The sequence below is a fragment of the Aestuariibacter sp. GS-14 genome (assembly GCF_006494365.1).
Taxonomy (GTDB): domain Bacteria; phylum Pseudomonadota; class Gammaproteobacteria; order Enterobacterales; family Alteromonadaceae; genus Alteromonas; species Alteromonas mangrovi.
The window spans coordinates 108,426-123,819 of the sequence record NZ_VHIP01000001.1 but is presented as its reverse complement, the minus strand read 5'-3'; the positions used below and the strand labels follow the sequence as shown (position 1 = coordinate 123,819).

Here is a 15,394-nt window from a genome sequence, read left to right as displayed (position 1 = left end):
CACCGTTTCCTAGCAGTGTCCGGGTATTACTCATGCACTCATTAAAACCAGTATTGCCGCAATGAGAGTGGGAATACGCATGCTGCTAAAACAAAATGAGTTGCCTGATTTTGTAACATTATTGCGGCTCTTTATACGTTTGTCTGCGTTAATGTGTGACGACTTTTTACTACGCTGAGCTAAGTGGAACAAAAATTTACAAAAATTCTGTTCAAATTGTGATTGTAAATGTTGGTTTCTCTGCCTATTATGGTTTGAGTATCAATAACTATACCTAAAACAAAAGATGGTGCGACCATGCTAAATCGATTGCAAGAGTCAGATATTAAGCTGCTGCGGGTGTTTTACGCCGTAGCGAGTTGTAATGGATTTACCGCTGCTGAGCCGGTGTTACGTATGCAACGCCCTAACATCAGTGCGGCAATTAAAAAGCTGGAAGAACGACTGGATTTGGTATTGTGTCACCGAGGTCGTGGTGGCTTTCAAATGACCAAAGAAGGCGAAGTGGTATTTCAGGAAACCAAGCGCATCTTTAATGCGTTCGATAACTTCGTGTTCAATCTGAAGTCGCTGCACGACGATTACTCAGGTCACATTACGCTGGTACTGATGGCAGGCTTGCCTTTGTCAATTCACTTGGCTGTGAGTCGTGCCGTAAAAAGCACCATGAAAAAGTTTGATGATATTCACGTGAATATTCAAACCCGCTTGTACAACGAAGTAGAGCACGTGGCGCTTTCAGGTGAATGCCACCTGGTTGTATCTACTTATGATATGGTGAAGCCGGAATCGGTCACTTTCCATACCATTGGTACGTCCTGTAAGGGGCGCTTGTACTGTGCGCCATCACATCCGCTGGCCAAGTTCCGCGACGTAGATAAACTGCCCGACAATGTTCGGATTGAAAATTATCCAGCAATTGGGATCTCCGGTTTGTCTTCGGCTAACTACATCGACGGCGACAGTCGCCTGGCAATTCAAACCTTTTCCGATTCATTCGACGCCGCTATGTCTGCCATGATGACGGGCGAGTACATTGCTATTCTGCCTGATTACATGGCAAAAGAGCAGGGCGTAGCACTGGGACTGGTGCCCATTGCTAACGGTAAAATGTTTAACTTTAGCCACGAATTATTTGTAATGAACGGCAAAAATACCCGACTCAACCCTGTGCTGCGTTATTGCATTAAAGAACTGAGCCACTTTATTACCGAAAGTCAAAAGTAGCCTGTTATCAGGCTACTGCCACGGCAGCATTGTTGTAATTTCCTGTTGGCAGTGGTTAAGGGTTATGTCACCGCCAGCAAAGCCGAATTACCATTTATCCGCACTGACGGGTCAGCTAACCAGGTATGGTAGCAGTGTGGAGCAATAACTGCCCCATCACTCCATACTACCTGGCCAGTCTTTTATTGTTATTAACTTTCGTACTGAAGTGGGTCGGTAGCATTGTTGTCACGGAATGCTTCAAGACGTTCCTGACAGGCGCCGCATTTTCCACAGGCCAGTTCACGTCCGTTGTAACAGGTCCAGCTTTTGTTGTAATCCAGCCCCATACGCAGACCATCCGTTAAAATTGCCGTCTTACTGACTTTCAGGTAAGGCGTAACAATTTCAATGGCCTCGTAGTTGGCAATGGCGCAAACCGCATTCATTTTCTCGACAAATTCCGGGCGACAATCGGGGTAAATGGCGTGATCGCCAGTATGGGCGCCGTAATATACCTTGTTGGCATCCATACTTACCGCATAACCAACCGCAAGCGAAAGCAGGATCATATTGCGGTTTGGCACTACAGTTTGCTTCATGCTGGGCTCGGCGTAATGGCCTTCCGGCACATCGATATCGTCGGTTAATGCCGAACCGCCAACCAAACTATTAATTGCGGAGATGTCTACAATTTTGTGGGAAATACCCAGCTCTTTGCAGACGTTGGCCGCATAATCGAGTTCTTTTTTATGGCGTTGGCCATAGTCAAACGACAGGGCATAAGGGGTTTTGCCCTCTTCGATAGCTTTATTCAGCACGGTAAAACTGTCCATGCCACCGGAATAGATCACAATCACTTTTTCAGACATAACGGAGTATAATTATAGAAATCATAACGGAATTTTAAGCTATCCCTGCTAAAATCCCAACTACCAAGACGACAGGAATACAGATTTGACAGATCAGGTACTCAATATTAACGAAATGTTCGAAACCATTCAGGGCGAAGGGGTGTACACCGGCGTACCTGCAATCTTTGTGCGCTTGCAAGGATGTCCGGTTGGTTGTCCCTGGTGCGATACCAAACATACCTGGGTACTCGATGAAAACCTGATTGACAGCGTAGATGCAGTGATCAGGAAAAGCGAAGAGTCAGAACGTTTCTTTGGTATCTCCGATTTAGGTTTGCTGGCTTTGTTTGAACAACAGGGGTATCACGCCAAACACGTTGTGATCACCGGTGGCGAGCCCTGTATGTACGATCTCACCGGGTTAACTACGTTGTTGCATGAGCGCGGTTATACGTCGCAAATTGAAACCAGTGGCACGTTTGAAGTGAAGTGCGCGCCGCAAACCTGGGTAACGGTATCGCCTAAGGTCAACATGAAAGGCGGCTATGAAGTGCTAACCAGCGCCCTTCAACGCGCTAATGAGATAAAGCATCCTATTGCAATGCAAAAGCACATTGATGAGCTGGATGCGTTGCTAAAGAATATCGAGCTTGGCAACAAAGTAGTGTGTTTACAGCCAATCAGTCAGCAGGCCAGGGCAACTGAGCTGGCAATTAAAACCTGTATCGAGCGCAACTGGCGTTTGTCGCTGCAAACCCATAAATATCTGGGAATTGCCTGAATGTTTGGTACGCTGTGGAACAGGGTTGTTAATCGGGTACAGGGTATGAACTTGAAATCAGTAGCGCTAGGGCTGTTCACTGCCGGGGCTATGTTGTGGCCTGCGTGGGTGTCGGCTGCCAACTGGTCAATTCACTACCCGCGGCCAATCGATGAAAACGATCAGCGACACGAATACCCTCTAACGTTGCTTAAACTGGCGCTAAGTAAAACCGGTGTGCGCTATACACTTACGCCTTCTGAAAGGATCTTGTTGCAAGGCAAGTCCATTCGGCAGTTAAAAGAAAACCGCGAAATCAATATCTTGTGGGTAATGACCGATGCCCAGCGGGAAAAGGAATTGTTGCCTATTCGCATTCCTATCCACAAAGGTCTCATAGGCTGGCGGGTGTTTTTAATTAACCAAAGCATGATCGACCGATTTGATCAGGTAACCGATTTTCAGTCACTTACCAAGTTTACACCTTTACAGGGAGCGGAATGGCCAGACACCAAAATACTGCAATCTAACGGGTTTAACGTGCAAACAGTCAGTGACTTTCCTGAGGCATTTAGCAGACTGGCAATGCATCAGGGCGATTTCTTTCCACGTGCTATCAGTGAAGTATTGGGGGAGTTGAGTTATTCGTCGTTAGATCCCGACATCGTTTTAGAGAAAAATCTGATTATTCATTATCCAACGGCAATGTACTTTTTCGTTAACCGCTCCAATCCTACAATGGCCCGGTTAATCGAAACAGGACTGAGACGTGCGCTGGAAGATGGCTCATTTGATAATATATTTGTGAGCCACCATCGCGAGGCACTGCTAAAAATGGACATTGGTAATCGCAAGATCTTTCATCTGGAGAATCCATTATTGCCACCGGGCACACCATTGGATGATGAGGCATTGTGGTTCGACCCTGAAAAGCATACGCCGGAAGCCAATCAGTAACAAAAATTAAGCAAAAAAAACCAGCGAATTCGCTGGTTTTTTTGTATTTGATAAAGCTTACGCTTTACCGTGAACGTCTTTCATAGAGCGGCCTGACGGATCGGCGTTGTTCTTGAAGCTTGCATCCCATTCCAGTGCTTCCACTGTGCTACACGCAATGGATTTACCGCCCGGTACACAGCGCGCTGCTGTTTCTTGCGGGAAGTAACCTTCAAAGATGGTGCGGTAGTAATAGCCTTCTTTGGTATCAGGCGTATTGATTGGGAAGCGGAACTCAGCCGAGGCCAACTGTTGATCGCTTACTTCCTTCGCAACGAAGTCTTTAATCGAATCAATCCAAGAGTAACCTACGCCGTCACCAAACTGTTCTTTTTGGCGCCACAGTACTTCAGGCGGTAGTGTGTCACCATTGTCGAACGCAGCACGTAAAATGTGTTTTTCCATTTTGCCGTTGCCACACATTTTATCTTTTGGATTCAGGCGCATTGCCACGTCCATGAACTCTTTGTCCAGGAACGGAACACGTGCTTCCACACCCCATGCCGACGTAGCCTTGTTGGCGCGCGCGCAGTCAAACATGTGCAGGCGATCCAATTTGCGTACTGTTTCTTCATGGAATTCTTTGGCGTTTGGCGCTTTGTGGAAATACAAATAACCACCAAAGATTTCATCTGAACCTTCGCCTGACAGTACCATTTTGATACCCATAGCTTTGATTTTACGGGTCATCAGATACATTGGGGTAGCGGCACGAATGGTGGTTGTGTCGTAAGTTTCCAGGTGATAAATAACATCGCGAATCGCATCCAGACCTTCCTGAATGGTGAAGTGAATTTCGTGATGCACTGTGCCAATCATGTCTGCCACTTTCTTGGCAGCAATCAAATCCGGCGCGCCTTCAAGGCCTACCGCAAATGAGTGTAAACGCGGCCACCAGGCGTCAGATCTGTCTTCGTCTTCTACGCGTTTGGCAACGTATTTAGCCGCTACGGCCGACACCAGTGAGGAGTCCAGACCACCGGATAGCAATACCGCGTAAGGTACGTCTGACATCAGGTGAGACTTAACTGCTTTTTCAAACGCCTTGCGCAACTCATCAATGTTTGATTCGTTGTCTTTAACGGCGTCGTACTGCATCCAGTCGCGTTTGTAATACTTCACTAATTCACCGGTTTTGCTCCACATATAGTGGCCCGGAGGAAATTCACTGATAGTTTTACATACAGGCGCCAGGGCTTTCATTTCTGACGCTACATAGAAATTACCGTGCTCATCGTAACCGGTGTACAGCGGAATAATACCAATATGATCACGGGCAATCAGATAGGAATCCTGCGCTTCGTCGTAAAGAACGAAGGCAAACATGCCTTGTAAATCGTCAATAAACTCTGCACCGCGTTGCTGGAATAAAGGAAGGATTACTTCACAGTCAGAACGGGTTTTAAAGTTATACGGGGTAGCCAGTTCTTTGGCCAACTGCTTGTGGTTGTAGATTTCACCGTTAACAGCCAGAATTTGCTGACCATTATCGCTGATAAGCGGTTGTGCACCAGTGTCGACATCGACGATAGCTAAACGCTCGTGACATAAGATGGTATTGTCATTATTCCAGATACCCGACCAGTCAGGGCCACGGTGACGCAGCGTTTTGGTTAATTCAAGTGCTTGGGTTCTGAGTTCAGACACATCGGTTTTGATATCTAAGATACCGAAAATACCACACATAGGAAGCGTTCTCTCTTGTCACATAGTTAAAGGATAATGTTTTCTGTCGGTGCTCGATTTGATATACAGCGGTGGATTATTTTTTTGCAGGATAAACCTTTTCACTCGCGAGTACTGAATGTGCCAGCATGAGTAAAAAATGCAAGCTTAATCTTTGATTAATTCGCTATTAAGTATAAAAAAAGCGGCTGGAACGCCCCGCTAGTAGCATTGGAGCATGAATGTAGCAGGGATGTAGCAAGATCAAGGCAGGAGAGCGGCTATTCCCGCAGTGGGGAATAACCGCATAACGTACATTAAGGACGCTGAAACTCGCTGGATTCACTCCAGGTTGGCCACGCCGCTTTATTGGCTACCATGTAGCCCACTTCCATGAGCAACTGGGTATCCTGAGAGATACCGCTTAAATCCCAGCCATCGCGGAATTTGTCACATACCTGGTGATAGCAACCGGTTACCACTACTTTCATGTGTTTGCGGTATTGTGCCGTAGCTTCGTCAAACGGGTCGTTTCCGCCCTTGGCATATAATGCGGGTACGCCGGCTTTAGCAAAACTGAAGTGGTCAGAGCGATAGTAGTAACCCGCTTCAGGACGGTCTTCCTGTGTCAGCACGCGCCCTTGACGCTGGGCCGCGGTAGTGAGTTCCTGTTCCAGATCTGATTTACCCATGCCAATGACCGCCACGTCTTTGGTTTTACCCAACACGTTCATGGCGTCCATGTTAATGTTAGCAACGGTTTTGTTTAATGGAATTACCGGGTTATCTGCATAGTATTTTGAGCCCAGTAAGCCTTGTTCTTCCGCTGTTACAATCAAAAACGAAATGGAGCGTTTTGGGGCAGGAGTTAGCTGTGTGAAGGCTTCTGCCATTACCAACGCGGCTGCTGTGCCAGTGGCGTTATCGTGGGCGCCATTGTAGATTTGGTCGCCATCCAGGCTTTCATCTTTACCCAGGTGGTCCCAGTGAGAGGTGTAAATTACATGCTCATCCGGCTTTTCAGTGCCAGGCAGCGTAGCCAGTACGTTGTAGCTCTTAGATGCCTTAAAGGTGTTGTTTACGGTTACCGTCATCGATTGACCAAGTGCTTTTGAATAGGGGCCTTGCATGGCATTGGCTTTTTCTGTAGCAAAATCCAGCCCGGCATCAGCAAACACTTTGGTAGCGGCTTCCAGTGTTAACCAGCCTTCAACAGCCACGCGGCTCGCGCCTTGATCCGGGCTAACCAGACCGTACTGCGGGCCGCTCCAGCTATTGGCAACCACCGACCAGCCATAAGACGCTGGCGCGGTTTCGTGAACGATAATAGCGCCCGCTGCACCCTGGCGGCTGGCTTCTTCATATTTGTAACTCCAGCGTCCGTAATAGGTCATGGTGGTGCCCTGGAACTTACCACTTTCAGGGTTTTCGAAACCTGGGTCGTTTACCAGAATGACTACGGTTTTGCCGGTGACATCCAGGCCTTCATAATCGTTCCAGTCGTACTCCGGGGCATTAACACCGTAACCAACAAATACCAGCTCGGAATTTTCCAGTGACACAACAGACTGCTCGCGTTTTGACGACGCGACCATATCTGTTTTATACACAAACTCATTATCGCCAATCGTCATCACCATATTGGGATCAGCGGTGATTTCCATTAAGGCCACTTCCTGTAAATAGCTATCGCCATTTCCGGGTTGTAAACCCATACGTTTGAATTCTGAGGTGAGGTATTCAAGCGTTTTACGCTCGCCTTCGGTGGTAGGTAAACGGCCTTCAAATTCGTCAGACGCCAGGGTTTTCAGTGGCGGTGCAATTTTTTCCGGCGTAATAGACGCATATACGTCATCAAAGTTGTTCTTTTCTGTCTGGGGTGCGGGTGAGCAGGCGGTAAGCAGTGCGCAGCCAGACATCACCAGTGGTAGGACGATTTTTTTCATATTATTGTCTCTTATTGCATTACAATAGCGACCCAGTATAGAGAAATCAGTCGTAACTACCAATCATTCAGCATGAAATCCGTCGCAGTCAGCCATTCATTGAACCAAAGTGCTTCCCTCACATTACCTTTGCGCTCTTTGTTTGCGTATTTTTCTTTGCAAGATGCTAAAAACGCACCTGACATTGCGACTTTAAATCAGATAGCCAGGCAGTTTTCGCCGCTGGCTGGGAGCGAAGTGCCGGCATTTGTTAACGCTGAGCAGTTTGAACATGACCCCCGGTATTATGAAATCATTGTTGCTGAAGCGGGGCAGGTGCCCACCCGGCAGGGCAGTTGGCATGATGCGTTCAATGCGATGATCTGGACGCTTTTTCCAACAAGCAAGCAGCGCTTAAACCAATATCATATTGCCGACATCAATACGTTTGGGGCGCATCCCAGAACACCAAGACGAAACAGGCTGACGCATTTTGACGAATGCGGTGTGGTGCTGGCGGTGCCGGCATCCTTTGTTGAGCAAGGCAATCAGCTACTTGACGCATTGGCGCATCACCATTGGACGCGGGCATTTTGTGAGTTACAGCAAGATTGGTATTCGCGAGTGTATCCGCTTGTTTTTGGGCATGCCATTTACGAAATGTTGCTTAATCCGTTTATTGGCTTAACGGCAAAATGGCTGGCGGTGGTAGTGCCTGACGAGTTTACGCAGGTTTCAGTGCAGCAACAGTATCAGATGGCAGATTACTCGCTTGAACAACGGCTGGTGCACTTTGACGGATTACATAGTAAACACATACTAAAACCACTGCCCGTGCTGGGGATCCCCGGTTGGCTTGAAATGCAAAACAATGCTTTTTATTCCAATACTGAGTATTTTAGGCCGCTGTCGGCAAACGCAAAGCCTACATTGCAACTACCGTTAATTCCGGTATAACCGCACAGGCGTAGCCAAAACCGCAATAAAAAAACGGGCCATCGAGGCCCGCTTCTCATTGATATAAAACTCAGATTAGATCAGATTAACCACTAACCAAATTGCCCAGATAACCGCGAATGGAGCGCAGGCAATGATCGTGGCCTTTTTAGTGGAGAAACTGGTCCACTGCGCAATCCCTACTGCAATCAGGTAAATGGTCCACAGGCTTTCAAGGCGCAAAGACTGGGCGAAGCCGAACCACTCAGACGACATCTGCACATCAGCCCAGTAAGCCACCGACAGCGGACTGATAATGGTGGGTAATACCTGATGATTCTCAGACAGCGCAATGAGTGCAATAGCTAATAAAGCGTTGATAACAGCCGGCATGCTCGCCCACCAGGTAAAGCCATACCAGTCGGTAAAACCATTGAGGTTTTGTTCGTCAGATTTGGTCATTAAATGCAAATACAGGGCAACGACGGCGTTAACCACAATTGGGCCAAGAATACCGCCAATCAGCATAAACATTTGTATTGCTGAATGTTGCATACCCGCGCGCATTTGTTCCTGCTGTGACGGGCTCAAGTCGCCGTACTGGGTATCAATCAGCATATTCTGATACCAGCTAAAATCCACAAAGTTAATAAACAAATAGCCTGGCAATACGCTTAGTACAATCACAATCAGAAACGGTACCCACGACCAGTTATTGTGTTCGTTTACCGCTTTAAACACCCCGTTAGGCTTAAAAAATATGTCGTTACAAGCCTGAATTGGGTTAGTAACCTCAGACATCCGTGACTCCTTATAATTTGTAACATTTAATCGAATTATTGTAATTTGATTATCAGTATACTGATATTGGGGAGCAGAGGGAGTGAAAAAGTGTAACGAATTTTCATTTTCAGGCCGTTTCCCTTTTCGAAGGCGTGTCTGAAAGACACGAAGCCGGTCAGTTTAGTATTGAACGTTGCTTAGAATAACGATAACAACAGGGAAAACTCATGATAGATATTTCTCAACTTGCCAAAAAGTTTGCGGTGGAAAACCCGAAAAAACTCAGTGAACAAGAGAAGAAAGATCCACGGTTAAAAGGGCGTTTTTTCCATTCAGTGGAAAACGTGTCGTTTCATTGCTCGTCGGGTGAAGTACTGGGATTACTTGGGCCGAACGGCGCTGGCAAAACCACCACACTGCGCATGTTGTCTACCGCGCTCACACCGGATGCGGGCGACATTATTATAGACGGTACCAACGTGGTGAAAACCCCGGTGCTGGCGCGCAAAATGATTGGTTTTCTGTCGGGTTCTACCGGTTTGTATGGCCGCTTAACCGGGCGTGAAAACATAGCCTATTTTGGCCAGTTGCATGGCATGTCGGCTGAGCAAATAGATCGCAAAATTACCGAACTGGCTGACTTACTGGACTTGCACAGCTTTTTAGACCGACGCTGCGAAAACTTCTCTACCGGTATGAAACAAAAAACGGCTATTGCCCGCGCAGTAGTGCACGATCCAAAAGTAGTGATATTGGATGAGCCTACCACTGGCCTGGATATTATGGCAGCACAAACGGTACTGAATTTTATTAAAGGCCTCAAAGACAAGGGCGTGCCGGTGATTTTTTCTACCCATCACCTGGACGAAGTGTCTGAACTGTGCGATCGGGTAACGGTTATCCATCACGGTAAAACACACTTTTCTGACACCTTTGAGGCGTTTAAAGCTCAATCCGATGGCTCATTACACAAAGCGTTTATGCGCATAATAGAACAGGGAGCGAAATAACATGTGGATGGTAATGTTAAAAGAAATTAAAGAGTTACTGCGCGACCGCAAAACTCTGTTTTTTATGATTGCGCTGCCCATTCTGGTGTTTCCATTACTCATTGGAATCGCGATCTTTTTCATGAGTAAAGCCGTGGATAAAGCCGAAAATAAGGTGCTTAACTACGCCGTCATTGGCGCGCAATATGCCCCGGCGCTGGCCGAGCAATTGTCTGCATCTGAGATGTTCAATGAAGTCTTGATTAACGTTGATGATGATATTAAAGCGTATGTTAAAGCCGAGAAAGCCGACTTTGTGTTGGTGATCCCCGATAACTTTAGCGACGACGCGCTGGCCAGCGGTCAAATAAAGTTGCAACTTTATTTGAATGACGCCGGGCTGAATATGGTGCGTAAGCGCCTCGATAAAATTGTTGAAGGATTTGCCCAGGCCAGTAAAACCAAAGCTTTTGCGTCGCTGGGCTTAAACGAAGAGCAGCAAGTTGCCCTGATGGATCCCATTGTAATTGAAAAAGTGGACGTGGCGGACAAACGCGAAAACTGGGGGGAAAAAATCGGCGGTATGATCCCTTACTTCATTTTTATGCTGTGTTTACAAGGCGCCATGATCCCCGCCACCGATTTAGGTGCGGGAGAGAAAGAGCGCGGTACACTGGAAACCCTATTGATTTCGCCAATCGAACGCCATCATTTAGTGTTGGGTAAATTCTTAACCATTGCGTTTGCAGGTGTTACGTCTGCATTAATCACGGTAAGTAGCATGGCAGTGTGGGGCATGGTGTTGAGTCAGGGAATGGCTTTTAAAGTTGTAGCAGAATTTATGAGCGCGATTGGCGCTATCGACTTTATTCTGATGTTTTTTATGCTGGTGCCGGTTGTTGCCATCTTCTCTGCGGTATTGCTTAGCTTATCCATATATGCAAGAAGCTTTAAAGAAGCGCAGGGTTACATGACCCCACTGGTGTTTGCTGTGATCATCCCGGTGATCTTTGCAACCTTGCCAGGTGTTGAGCTTAAAGGCGGTTGGGCCTGGGTGCCGCTTACAAACGTAGCGTTGGCCATTAAAGAGCTGATCAAAGGCACCATGGATTACTTCCAGTTAGTCGCGATTTTTTCCTCCACAGCACTAATAGCCGCAGGTTTATTGTTCTTCTGCGTGTATTGGTTCAACAAAGAAAAAGTCTTGTTCCGGTAAGATATACATTAAATTATCTAAGCCCGATGCTATCGGGCTTTTTTATGCGCGTTGATTAGCTGCTACACTTCTTTACGAATGGGTATTATGTACTAACAACGAGGATGTGATTATGAAACAGGGATGGTATTTCGCGGCTTTTTTAATGGCGAGTCTCCTGCCATTGGCACACGGTGAAGAGATCGTAGCCGGGCAACTCTATTCTGGTGGAACCGAACTTACGTCCTCCACACTGGGCATATCCGTTACCATACCGCAAGGCTGGCAGGGTGGTTTGCCGCAAGGATCAAGTGCAATTGTACTCGATGCCCTTAACGGTGAAGCGTCGATGTTACTGGTGTTCGACCGTTTTAATCAGACCCAAATCGAAAGTATGATGGGGCAGGCGATACCCCTCGACGAAGGCACCTATTTACAACCTTCCGGTGCACCACAAGTGTCAGTAACGCAAACATCCCAGCGCATTGTGGTGAATGATTATCAGGTTATGGGATCTGCAATAGCGCTGACTGCTTACGTGTCTGCCACTGAATTACGTGAAGGGCTGAGCCTTGCTGCCATTGTATTCGCCTCCTCAATGACGTCTGAGCTAAAGCAATTAACAACTGCAATCACCGCAGGCATTGAAGTGTCTGCCCCCGTGGTACCTGAACAGGATCGCAATGCGGGGGGCTGGCAACAGTATATGCAAGGACGCTATATAGCCCGTTTTTACACTGGTTCGGGTTACCATGAAAAGCAGGAAATGTGGTTATGCAGTGACGGCAGTTTTGCAACCTCGTTTAATGCCGGCGGCTTCAGTATGGATGGCTTTAGCGGCGCGATGAGCGATGGCAATACAGGCACCTGGCAGGCGCAAGGAAGCTTAGATCAACCCGGTTTATTGATGCTCACTTATTTAAATGGCAAACAGGCCAGCTTTCAATTAGTACTGCAGGACAACCTGTATCTCGACGGACAAAAATGGCTGCGCGGAGAAAATGAACGCTGTTATTAAGAGCTGTCGCCGATAGCATATAGTTTTGCAGCGGATTGTGTATGGCATGAATAAGACTGAGTCCTCTGATTAAAGATCAGGAGTGTAGTTATTCTGTAATAGAGTAACCAGGCTCTGGCATTTGCAGTAAAACCTACACGGCTTATTTTGTTTCAAATAAGGAAGTAGGTTTCAGAGTGAAAACGTTTGCACCTAAGTTTGTATAGGTGTGCAGGCGTTTATGTTAAAACTGCTATCCGTAATACGCACGCAATATTCCCGTTGCTTTTTGGCAAAATCTTGTAATTTTTGCTTGCAATACTAATCCGTTTACAGGTTGTTTTTCGCGCCTTATTCCCTCTTGAATCAATAAAAACTAAAGACTGAGCTAACCATGTAAGTGCGATTTGTGTATCAAATTTAACAAGTGAGTTACTTTATTTTTTAATCTTTATGAATTTCATTGATAAACAAATTTTAGCTACGTAGTATTTCGAAAAATCACGCTTTTCACAAAAATTTTACATACCACATGGTTATTTTAGCTAAATTTGTAAACGTTTTCCTTTCTGGCTTGTCAGGCCGGTGCAAAGCCGACCTGACTTCATTTTGTCTGTCAAAGAAAGCGCTTTCTTGTGGTGCGGGCGTGTTGGTTTCATGCACTTTGTTAACAGCTTGTTCCAATCAGACCGACGTCACTCCCACCTCATCGAATCCGGTGTTAGCCGACAGTGCGCCAGGTTCACTGCAATGCAATATTGATCATTCGCTTGTTTTCACTACGCCCGGCAACGAGTGGGAAGCGCATAGCTTGCCAATTGGCAACGGTTACATGGGCGCAACGGTGTTAGGTGGTATTGCTAAAGACAAGCTCAATATTTCTGAAAAGACGCTGTGGACTGGTGGCCCCGGCAGTCGCGAAGGGTACGATTTCGGCTGGCCTGAAAACACCGGTAGTTATCAGCAGTCACTGCAAGACGTTACCCGCAATATTCTTAGCACACGGGCTATGTCACCACAGGATGTAGCCGCTCAAATTGGCCGTGATCCAAGAGGGTACGGCAGTTACCAGTCGATGTTAGACATTGATGTACTGTTTGAACATCAGAGTGATGTGAGTGATTACCGCCGACAGCTGGACATGGCCACCGGCCTGGTTACCGTGTCATATCAACAGCAGAAAACCCGTTACGTACGCCAGTTTTTTGTTAATTACCCCAGTCAGGTTGTGGCTGCACAGTATACAGCGGCAGGCTCGCAACGCCTGTCGGCAACCGTTGTGCCAATGCTCGCGGATAACCGCTCCGTCAATTACCGCTGGCAACATGGCCATTTGGTAATAAGTGGTAACCTCCACGATAACCAGCTTGCTTATGAAATCCAAATTGCAGCAACGCAGCACGGCGGCGTGTTAACACCAACGGAAAATGGCTGGAAAGTAGACAACGCGCAATCGCTCACATTGATGGTGGTAAGCGCCACTAATTACGCAAATACTTATCCGCAGTACCGCGGGGAACATCCACACAAAATGCTAACTGCTCGTTTGGCTGCTGCCCAAAGCAAAGGATATAGCGCCCTGCGCGATGAACATATTGCCGACCATCAGGCACTGTATTCCCGGGTGAACTTGTGTTTAGAGCATACGCCAGTTAATACCAATACCGACGCACTGCTCAGTGCCGTCATCAATGACACGGCCACACCGGCAATGCGCCGCCAGCTTACTCAGCTTTATTATCAATTTGGCCGTTATTTGTTAATCGCCTCTTCGCGCAAAGGAGCGTTACCGGCGAACCTTCAGGGGGTATGGAACAACTATACTCAGGCGCCATGGAGTGCGGATTATCACGTTAATATCAATTTGCAAATGAATTACTGGCTGGCCGACATGACCAATTTGTCGGAAGCCGGCATACCGCTGTTCGATTTTGTTGAAGGGCTGCGAGAACCTGCTGAACAAACGGCTGGTCGGTTATTCAATGCCCCAGGCTGGACACTGCTGCTCAACACCAATATCTGGGGCTTTACAGGGCTAATTTCCTGGCCAACCGCCTTCTGGCAACCTGAGGCCAATGCCTGGTTGGCGGCGCATTTTTATCAGCACTATCTGTATTCACTGGATGAGACTTTCCTGCAAGAGCGCGCCTGGCCGGTGATGTGGGGCGCTGCCCGGTTCTGGATGCATGCGTTAGTAACGGATCCCACAAGCGGTATGTTAGTCGTTGCGCCTTCTTATTCACCGGAGCATGGCGATTTTACAGTTGGGGCGGCGATGTCTCAGCAGATTGTTGGTGCGTTACTGCGCGATACCTATAAAACCGCTGTGAAACTGGGTTATACCGAGCACGCCGCTGAACTAGCCGATACCCTGTCGGCCCTTGCCAGTGGCTTAAACATAGGCCAGTACGGGCAGCTTCAGGAATGGCAGGCTGATATTGACGACATGACCAGCCAGCACCGTCATATTTCGCATTTGTATGCCTTGCATCCCGATCAGGAAATCTCACCCGAGCGCACGCCTGAACTGGCAGAAGCCGCCAAACACACACTTAACGCGCGTGGCGATGGGGGAACAGGGTGGAGTAAAGCCTGGAAAATCAATTTTTGGGCACGCCTGTACGACGGCGACAGAGCCAACAAGTTGTTAATTGAGCAGCTCCGCCACAGCACACTGCCTAATTTATGGGACAACCATCCGCCATTTCAAATCGACGGTAACTTTGGTGCCACCGCGGGGATCACCGAAATGTTGCTGCAAAGCCAGCCCGGTGCGCTACAGCTTTTACCGGCATTACCTGGTGATTGGCCAAACGGTCAGGTTAGCGGCATTAAAGCCATGGGAGACATAACCGTTGCCATGGCCTGGCAAAGCGGCCAGTTGGCCGAGGCCACGATTTCTTCACCCCGGTCACAGCAGGTAACCATAACGTTGCCGTTGGATGCCGGACTGTTTGAGTTTGCGGACAAGGCTGGTAATCGCATTGCGGTTACACAGCAGGGTCGCCGTGTGACGCTGGCTATCAGTGCAGAACAGTCATACCGCATTCAACGCAAAGGCAAAGTATAGAGCGCATTGTCCCTGCAG

The 15,394-nt window shown here is 47.6% G+C and carries 12 protein-coding genes; 8 read left to right on the top strand and 4 right to left on the bottom strand.

Annotated features, from left to right (window positions below; all coding sequences use genetic code 11):
- The first annotated feature begins 297 nt into the window (after positions 1–297).
- Positions 298–1,227 carry a LysR family transcriptional regulator gene (locus FJ444_RS00490; protein ID WP_140955954.1) on the top strand — a complete coding sequence of 310 codons (930 nt, stop codon included), beginning with the start codon at positions 298–300 and terminating at the stop codon, positions 1,225–1,227.
- A gap of 191 nt (positions 1,228–1,418) precedes the next feature.
- On the opposite strand, the gene queC is transcribed toward FJ444_RS00490, so the two are convergent.
- The gene (gene queC, locus FJ444_RS00485) at positions 1,419–2,078 is read right to left on the bottom strand and encodes a 7-cyano-7-deazaguanine synthase QueC (RefSeq protein ID WP_140955953.1); all 660 of its coding nucleotides are present in this window, start codon (positions 2,076–2,078) and stop codon (positions 1,419–1,421) included.
- Positions 2,079–2,193: 115 nt separating this feature from the next.
- On the opposite strand from queC, the gene queE reads away from it, so the two are divergent.
- Both queE and FJ444_RS00475 read left to right on the top strand, forming a co-directional pair.
- Positions 2,194–2,841, top strand: coding sequence for a 7-carboxy-7-deazaguanine synthase QueE (gene queE, locus FJ444_RS00480; RefSeq protein ID WP_140956439.1), 648 nt, complete (start codon positions 2,194–2,196; stop codon positions 2,839–2,841).
- A gap of 45 nt (positions 2,842–2,886) precedes the next feature.
- Positions 2,887–3,777, top strand: coding sequence for an amino acid ABC transporter substrate-binding protein (locus tag FJ444_RS00475; protein WP_140955952.1), 891 nt, complete (start codon positions 2,887–2,889; stop codon positions 3,775–3,777).
- Positions 3,778–3,834: 57 nt separating this feature from the next.
- On the opposite strand, the gene asnB is transcribed toward FJ444_RS00475, so the two are convergent.
- Both asnB and FJ444_RS00465 read right to left on the bottom strand, forming a co-directional pair.
- Positions 3,835–5,502 carry an asparagine synthase B gene (gene asnB, locus FJ444_RS00470; RefSeq protein ID WP_140955951.1) on the bottom strand — a complete coding sequence of 556 codons (1,668 nt, stop codon included), beginning with the start codon at positions 5,500–5,502 and terminating at the stop codon, positions 3,835–3,837.
- Between the two features lie 296 nt (positions 5,503–5,798).
- Positions 5,799–7,427 carry a M28 family metallopeptidase gene (locus tag FJ444_RS00465; protein WP_140955950.1) on the bottom strand — a complete coding sequence of 543 codons (1,629 nt, stop codon included), beginning with the start codon at positions 7,425–7,427 and terminating at the stop codon, positions 5,799–5,801.
- A gap of 72 nt (positions 7,428–7,499) precedes the next feature.
- On the opposite strand from FJ444_RS00465, the gene FJ444_RS00460 reads away from it, so the two are divergent.
- On the top strand, positions 7,500–8,363 hold the full coding sequence (locus FJ444_RS00460; RefSeq protein ID WP_140955949.1) for a DUF3025 domain-containing protein: 864 nt from the start codon (positions 7,500–7,502) through the stop codon (positions 8,361–8,363).
- A gap of 75 nt (positions 8,364–8,438) precedes the next feature.
- Here the strand turns inward: FJ444_RS00460 and FJ444_RS00455 are convergent, their stop codons facing one another.
- Positions 8,439–9,143, bottom strand: coding sequence for a Yip1 family protein (locus FJ444_RS00455; protein ID WP_140955948.1), 705 nt, complete (start codon positions 9,141–9,143; stop codon positions 8,439–8,441).
- A 209-nt stretch (positions 9,144–9,352) separates the two neighbouring features.
- Here FJ444_RS00455 and FJ444_RS00450 point away from each other — a divergent pair, with 209 nt between their 5' ends.
- The 4 genes from FJ444_RS00450 (at position 9,353) to FJ444_RS00435 (ending at position 15,376) form a co-directional block, all read left to right on the top strand.
- A complete protein-coding gene (locus tag FJ444_RS00450; protein WP_140955947.1) occupies positions 9,353–10,135 on the top strand; it encodes an ABC transporter ATP-binding protein in 783 nt (260 codons plus the stop codon).
- Between the two features lies 1 nt (position 10,136).
- The gene (locus FJ444_RS00445) at positions 10,137–11,330 is read left to right on the top strand and encodes an ABC transporter permease (protein WP_140955946.1); all 1,194 of its coding nucleotides are present in this window, start codon (positions 10,137–10,139) and stop codon (positions 11,328–11,330) included.
- A 112-nt stretch (positions 11,331–11,442) separates the two neighbouring features.
- Positions 11,443–12,327 carry a hypothetical protein gene (locus tag FJ444_RS00440; protein ID WP_140955945.1) on the top strand — a complete coding sequence of 295 codons (885 nt, stop codon included), beginning with the start codon at positions 11,443–11,445 and terminating at the stop codon, positions 12,325–12,327.
- Positions 12,328–12,970: 643 nt separating this feature from the next.
- The gene (locus tag FJ444_RS00435; RefSeq protein WP_181405014.1) at positions 12,971–15,376 is read left to right on the top strand and encodes a glycoside hydrolase N-terminal domain-containing protein; all 2,406 of its coding nucleotides are present in this window, start codon (positions 12,971–12,973) and stop codon (positions 15,374–15,376) included.
- Positions 15,377–15,394 lie beyond the last annotated feature (18 nt).

Bases quoted from the DNA above. Each gene is read 5' to 3' on its own strand.
- FJ444_RS00445 (WP_140955946.1), top strand. From the start codon at position 10,137: ATGTGGATGGTAATGTTAAAAGAAATTAAAGAGTTACTGCGCGACCGC.
- asnB (WP_140955951.1), bottom strand. From the start codon at position 5,502: ATGTGTGGTATTTTCGGTATCTTAGATATCAAAACCGATGTGTCTGAA.
- FJ444_RS00455 (WP_140955948.1), bottom strand. From the start codon at position 9,143: ATGTCTGAGGTTACTAACCCAATTCAGGCTTGTAACGACATATTTTTT.
- FJ444_RS00440 (WP_140955945.1), top strand. From the start codon at position 11,443: ATGAAACAGGGATGGTATTTCGCGGCTTTTTTAATGGCGAGTCTCCTG.
- FJ444_RS00475 (WP_140955952.1), top strand. From the start codon at position 2,887: ATGAACTTGAAATCAGTAGCGCTAGGGCTGTTCACTGCCGGGGCTATG.
- FJ444_RS00465 (WP_140955950.1), bottom strand. From the start codon at position 7,427: ATGAAAAAAATCGTCCTACCACTGGTGATGTCTGGCTGCGCACTGCTT.
- FJ444_RS00460 (WP_140955949.1), top strand. From the start codon at position 7,500: ATGAAATCCGTCGCAGTCAGCCATTCATTGAACCAAAGTGCTTCCCTC.
- queE (WP_140956439.1), top strand. From the start codon at position 2,194: ATGTTCGAAACCATTCAGGGCGAAGGGGTGTACACCGGCGTACCTGCA.
- FJ444_RS00490 (WP_140955954.1), top strand. From the start codon at position 298: ATGCTAAATCGATTGCAAGAGTCAGATATTAAGCTGCTGCGGGTGTTT.
- FJ444_RS00450 (WP_140955947.1), top strand. From the start codon at position 9,353: ATGATAGATATTTCTCAACTTGCCAAAAAGTTTGCGGTGGAAAACCCG.
- queC (WP_140955953.1), bottom strand. From the start codon at position 2,078: ATGTCTGAAAAAGTGATTGTGATCTATTCCGGTGGCATGGACAGTTTT.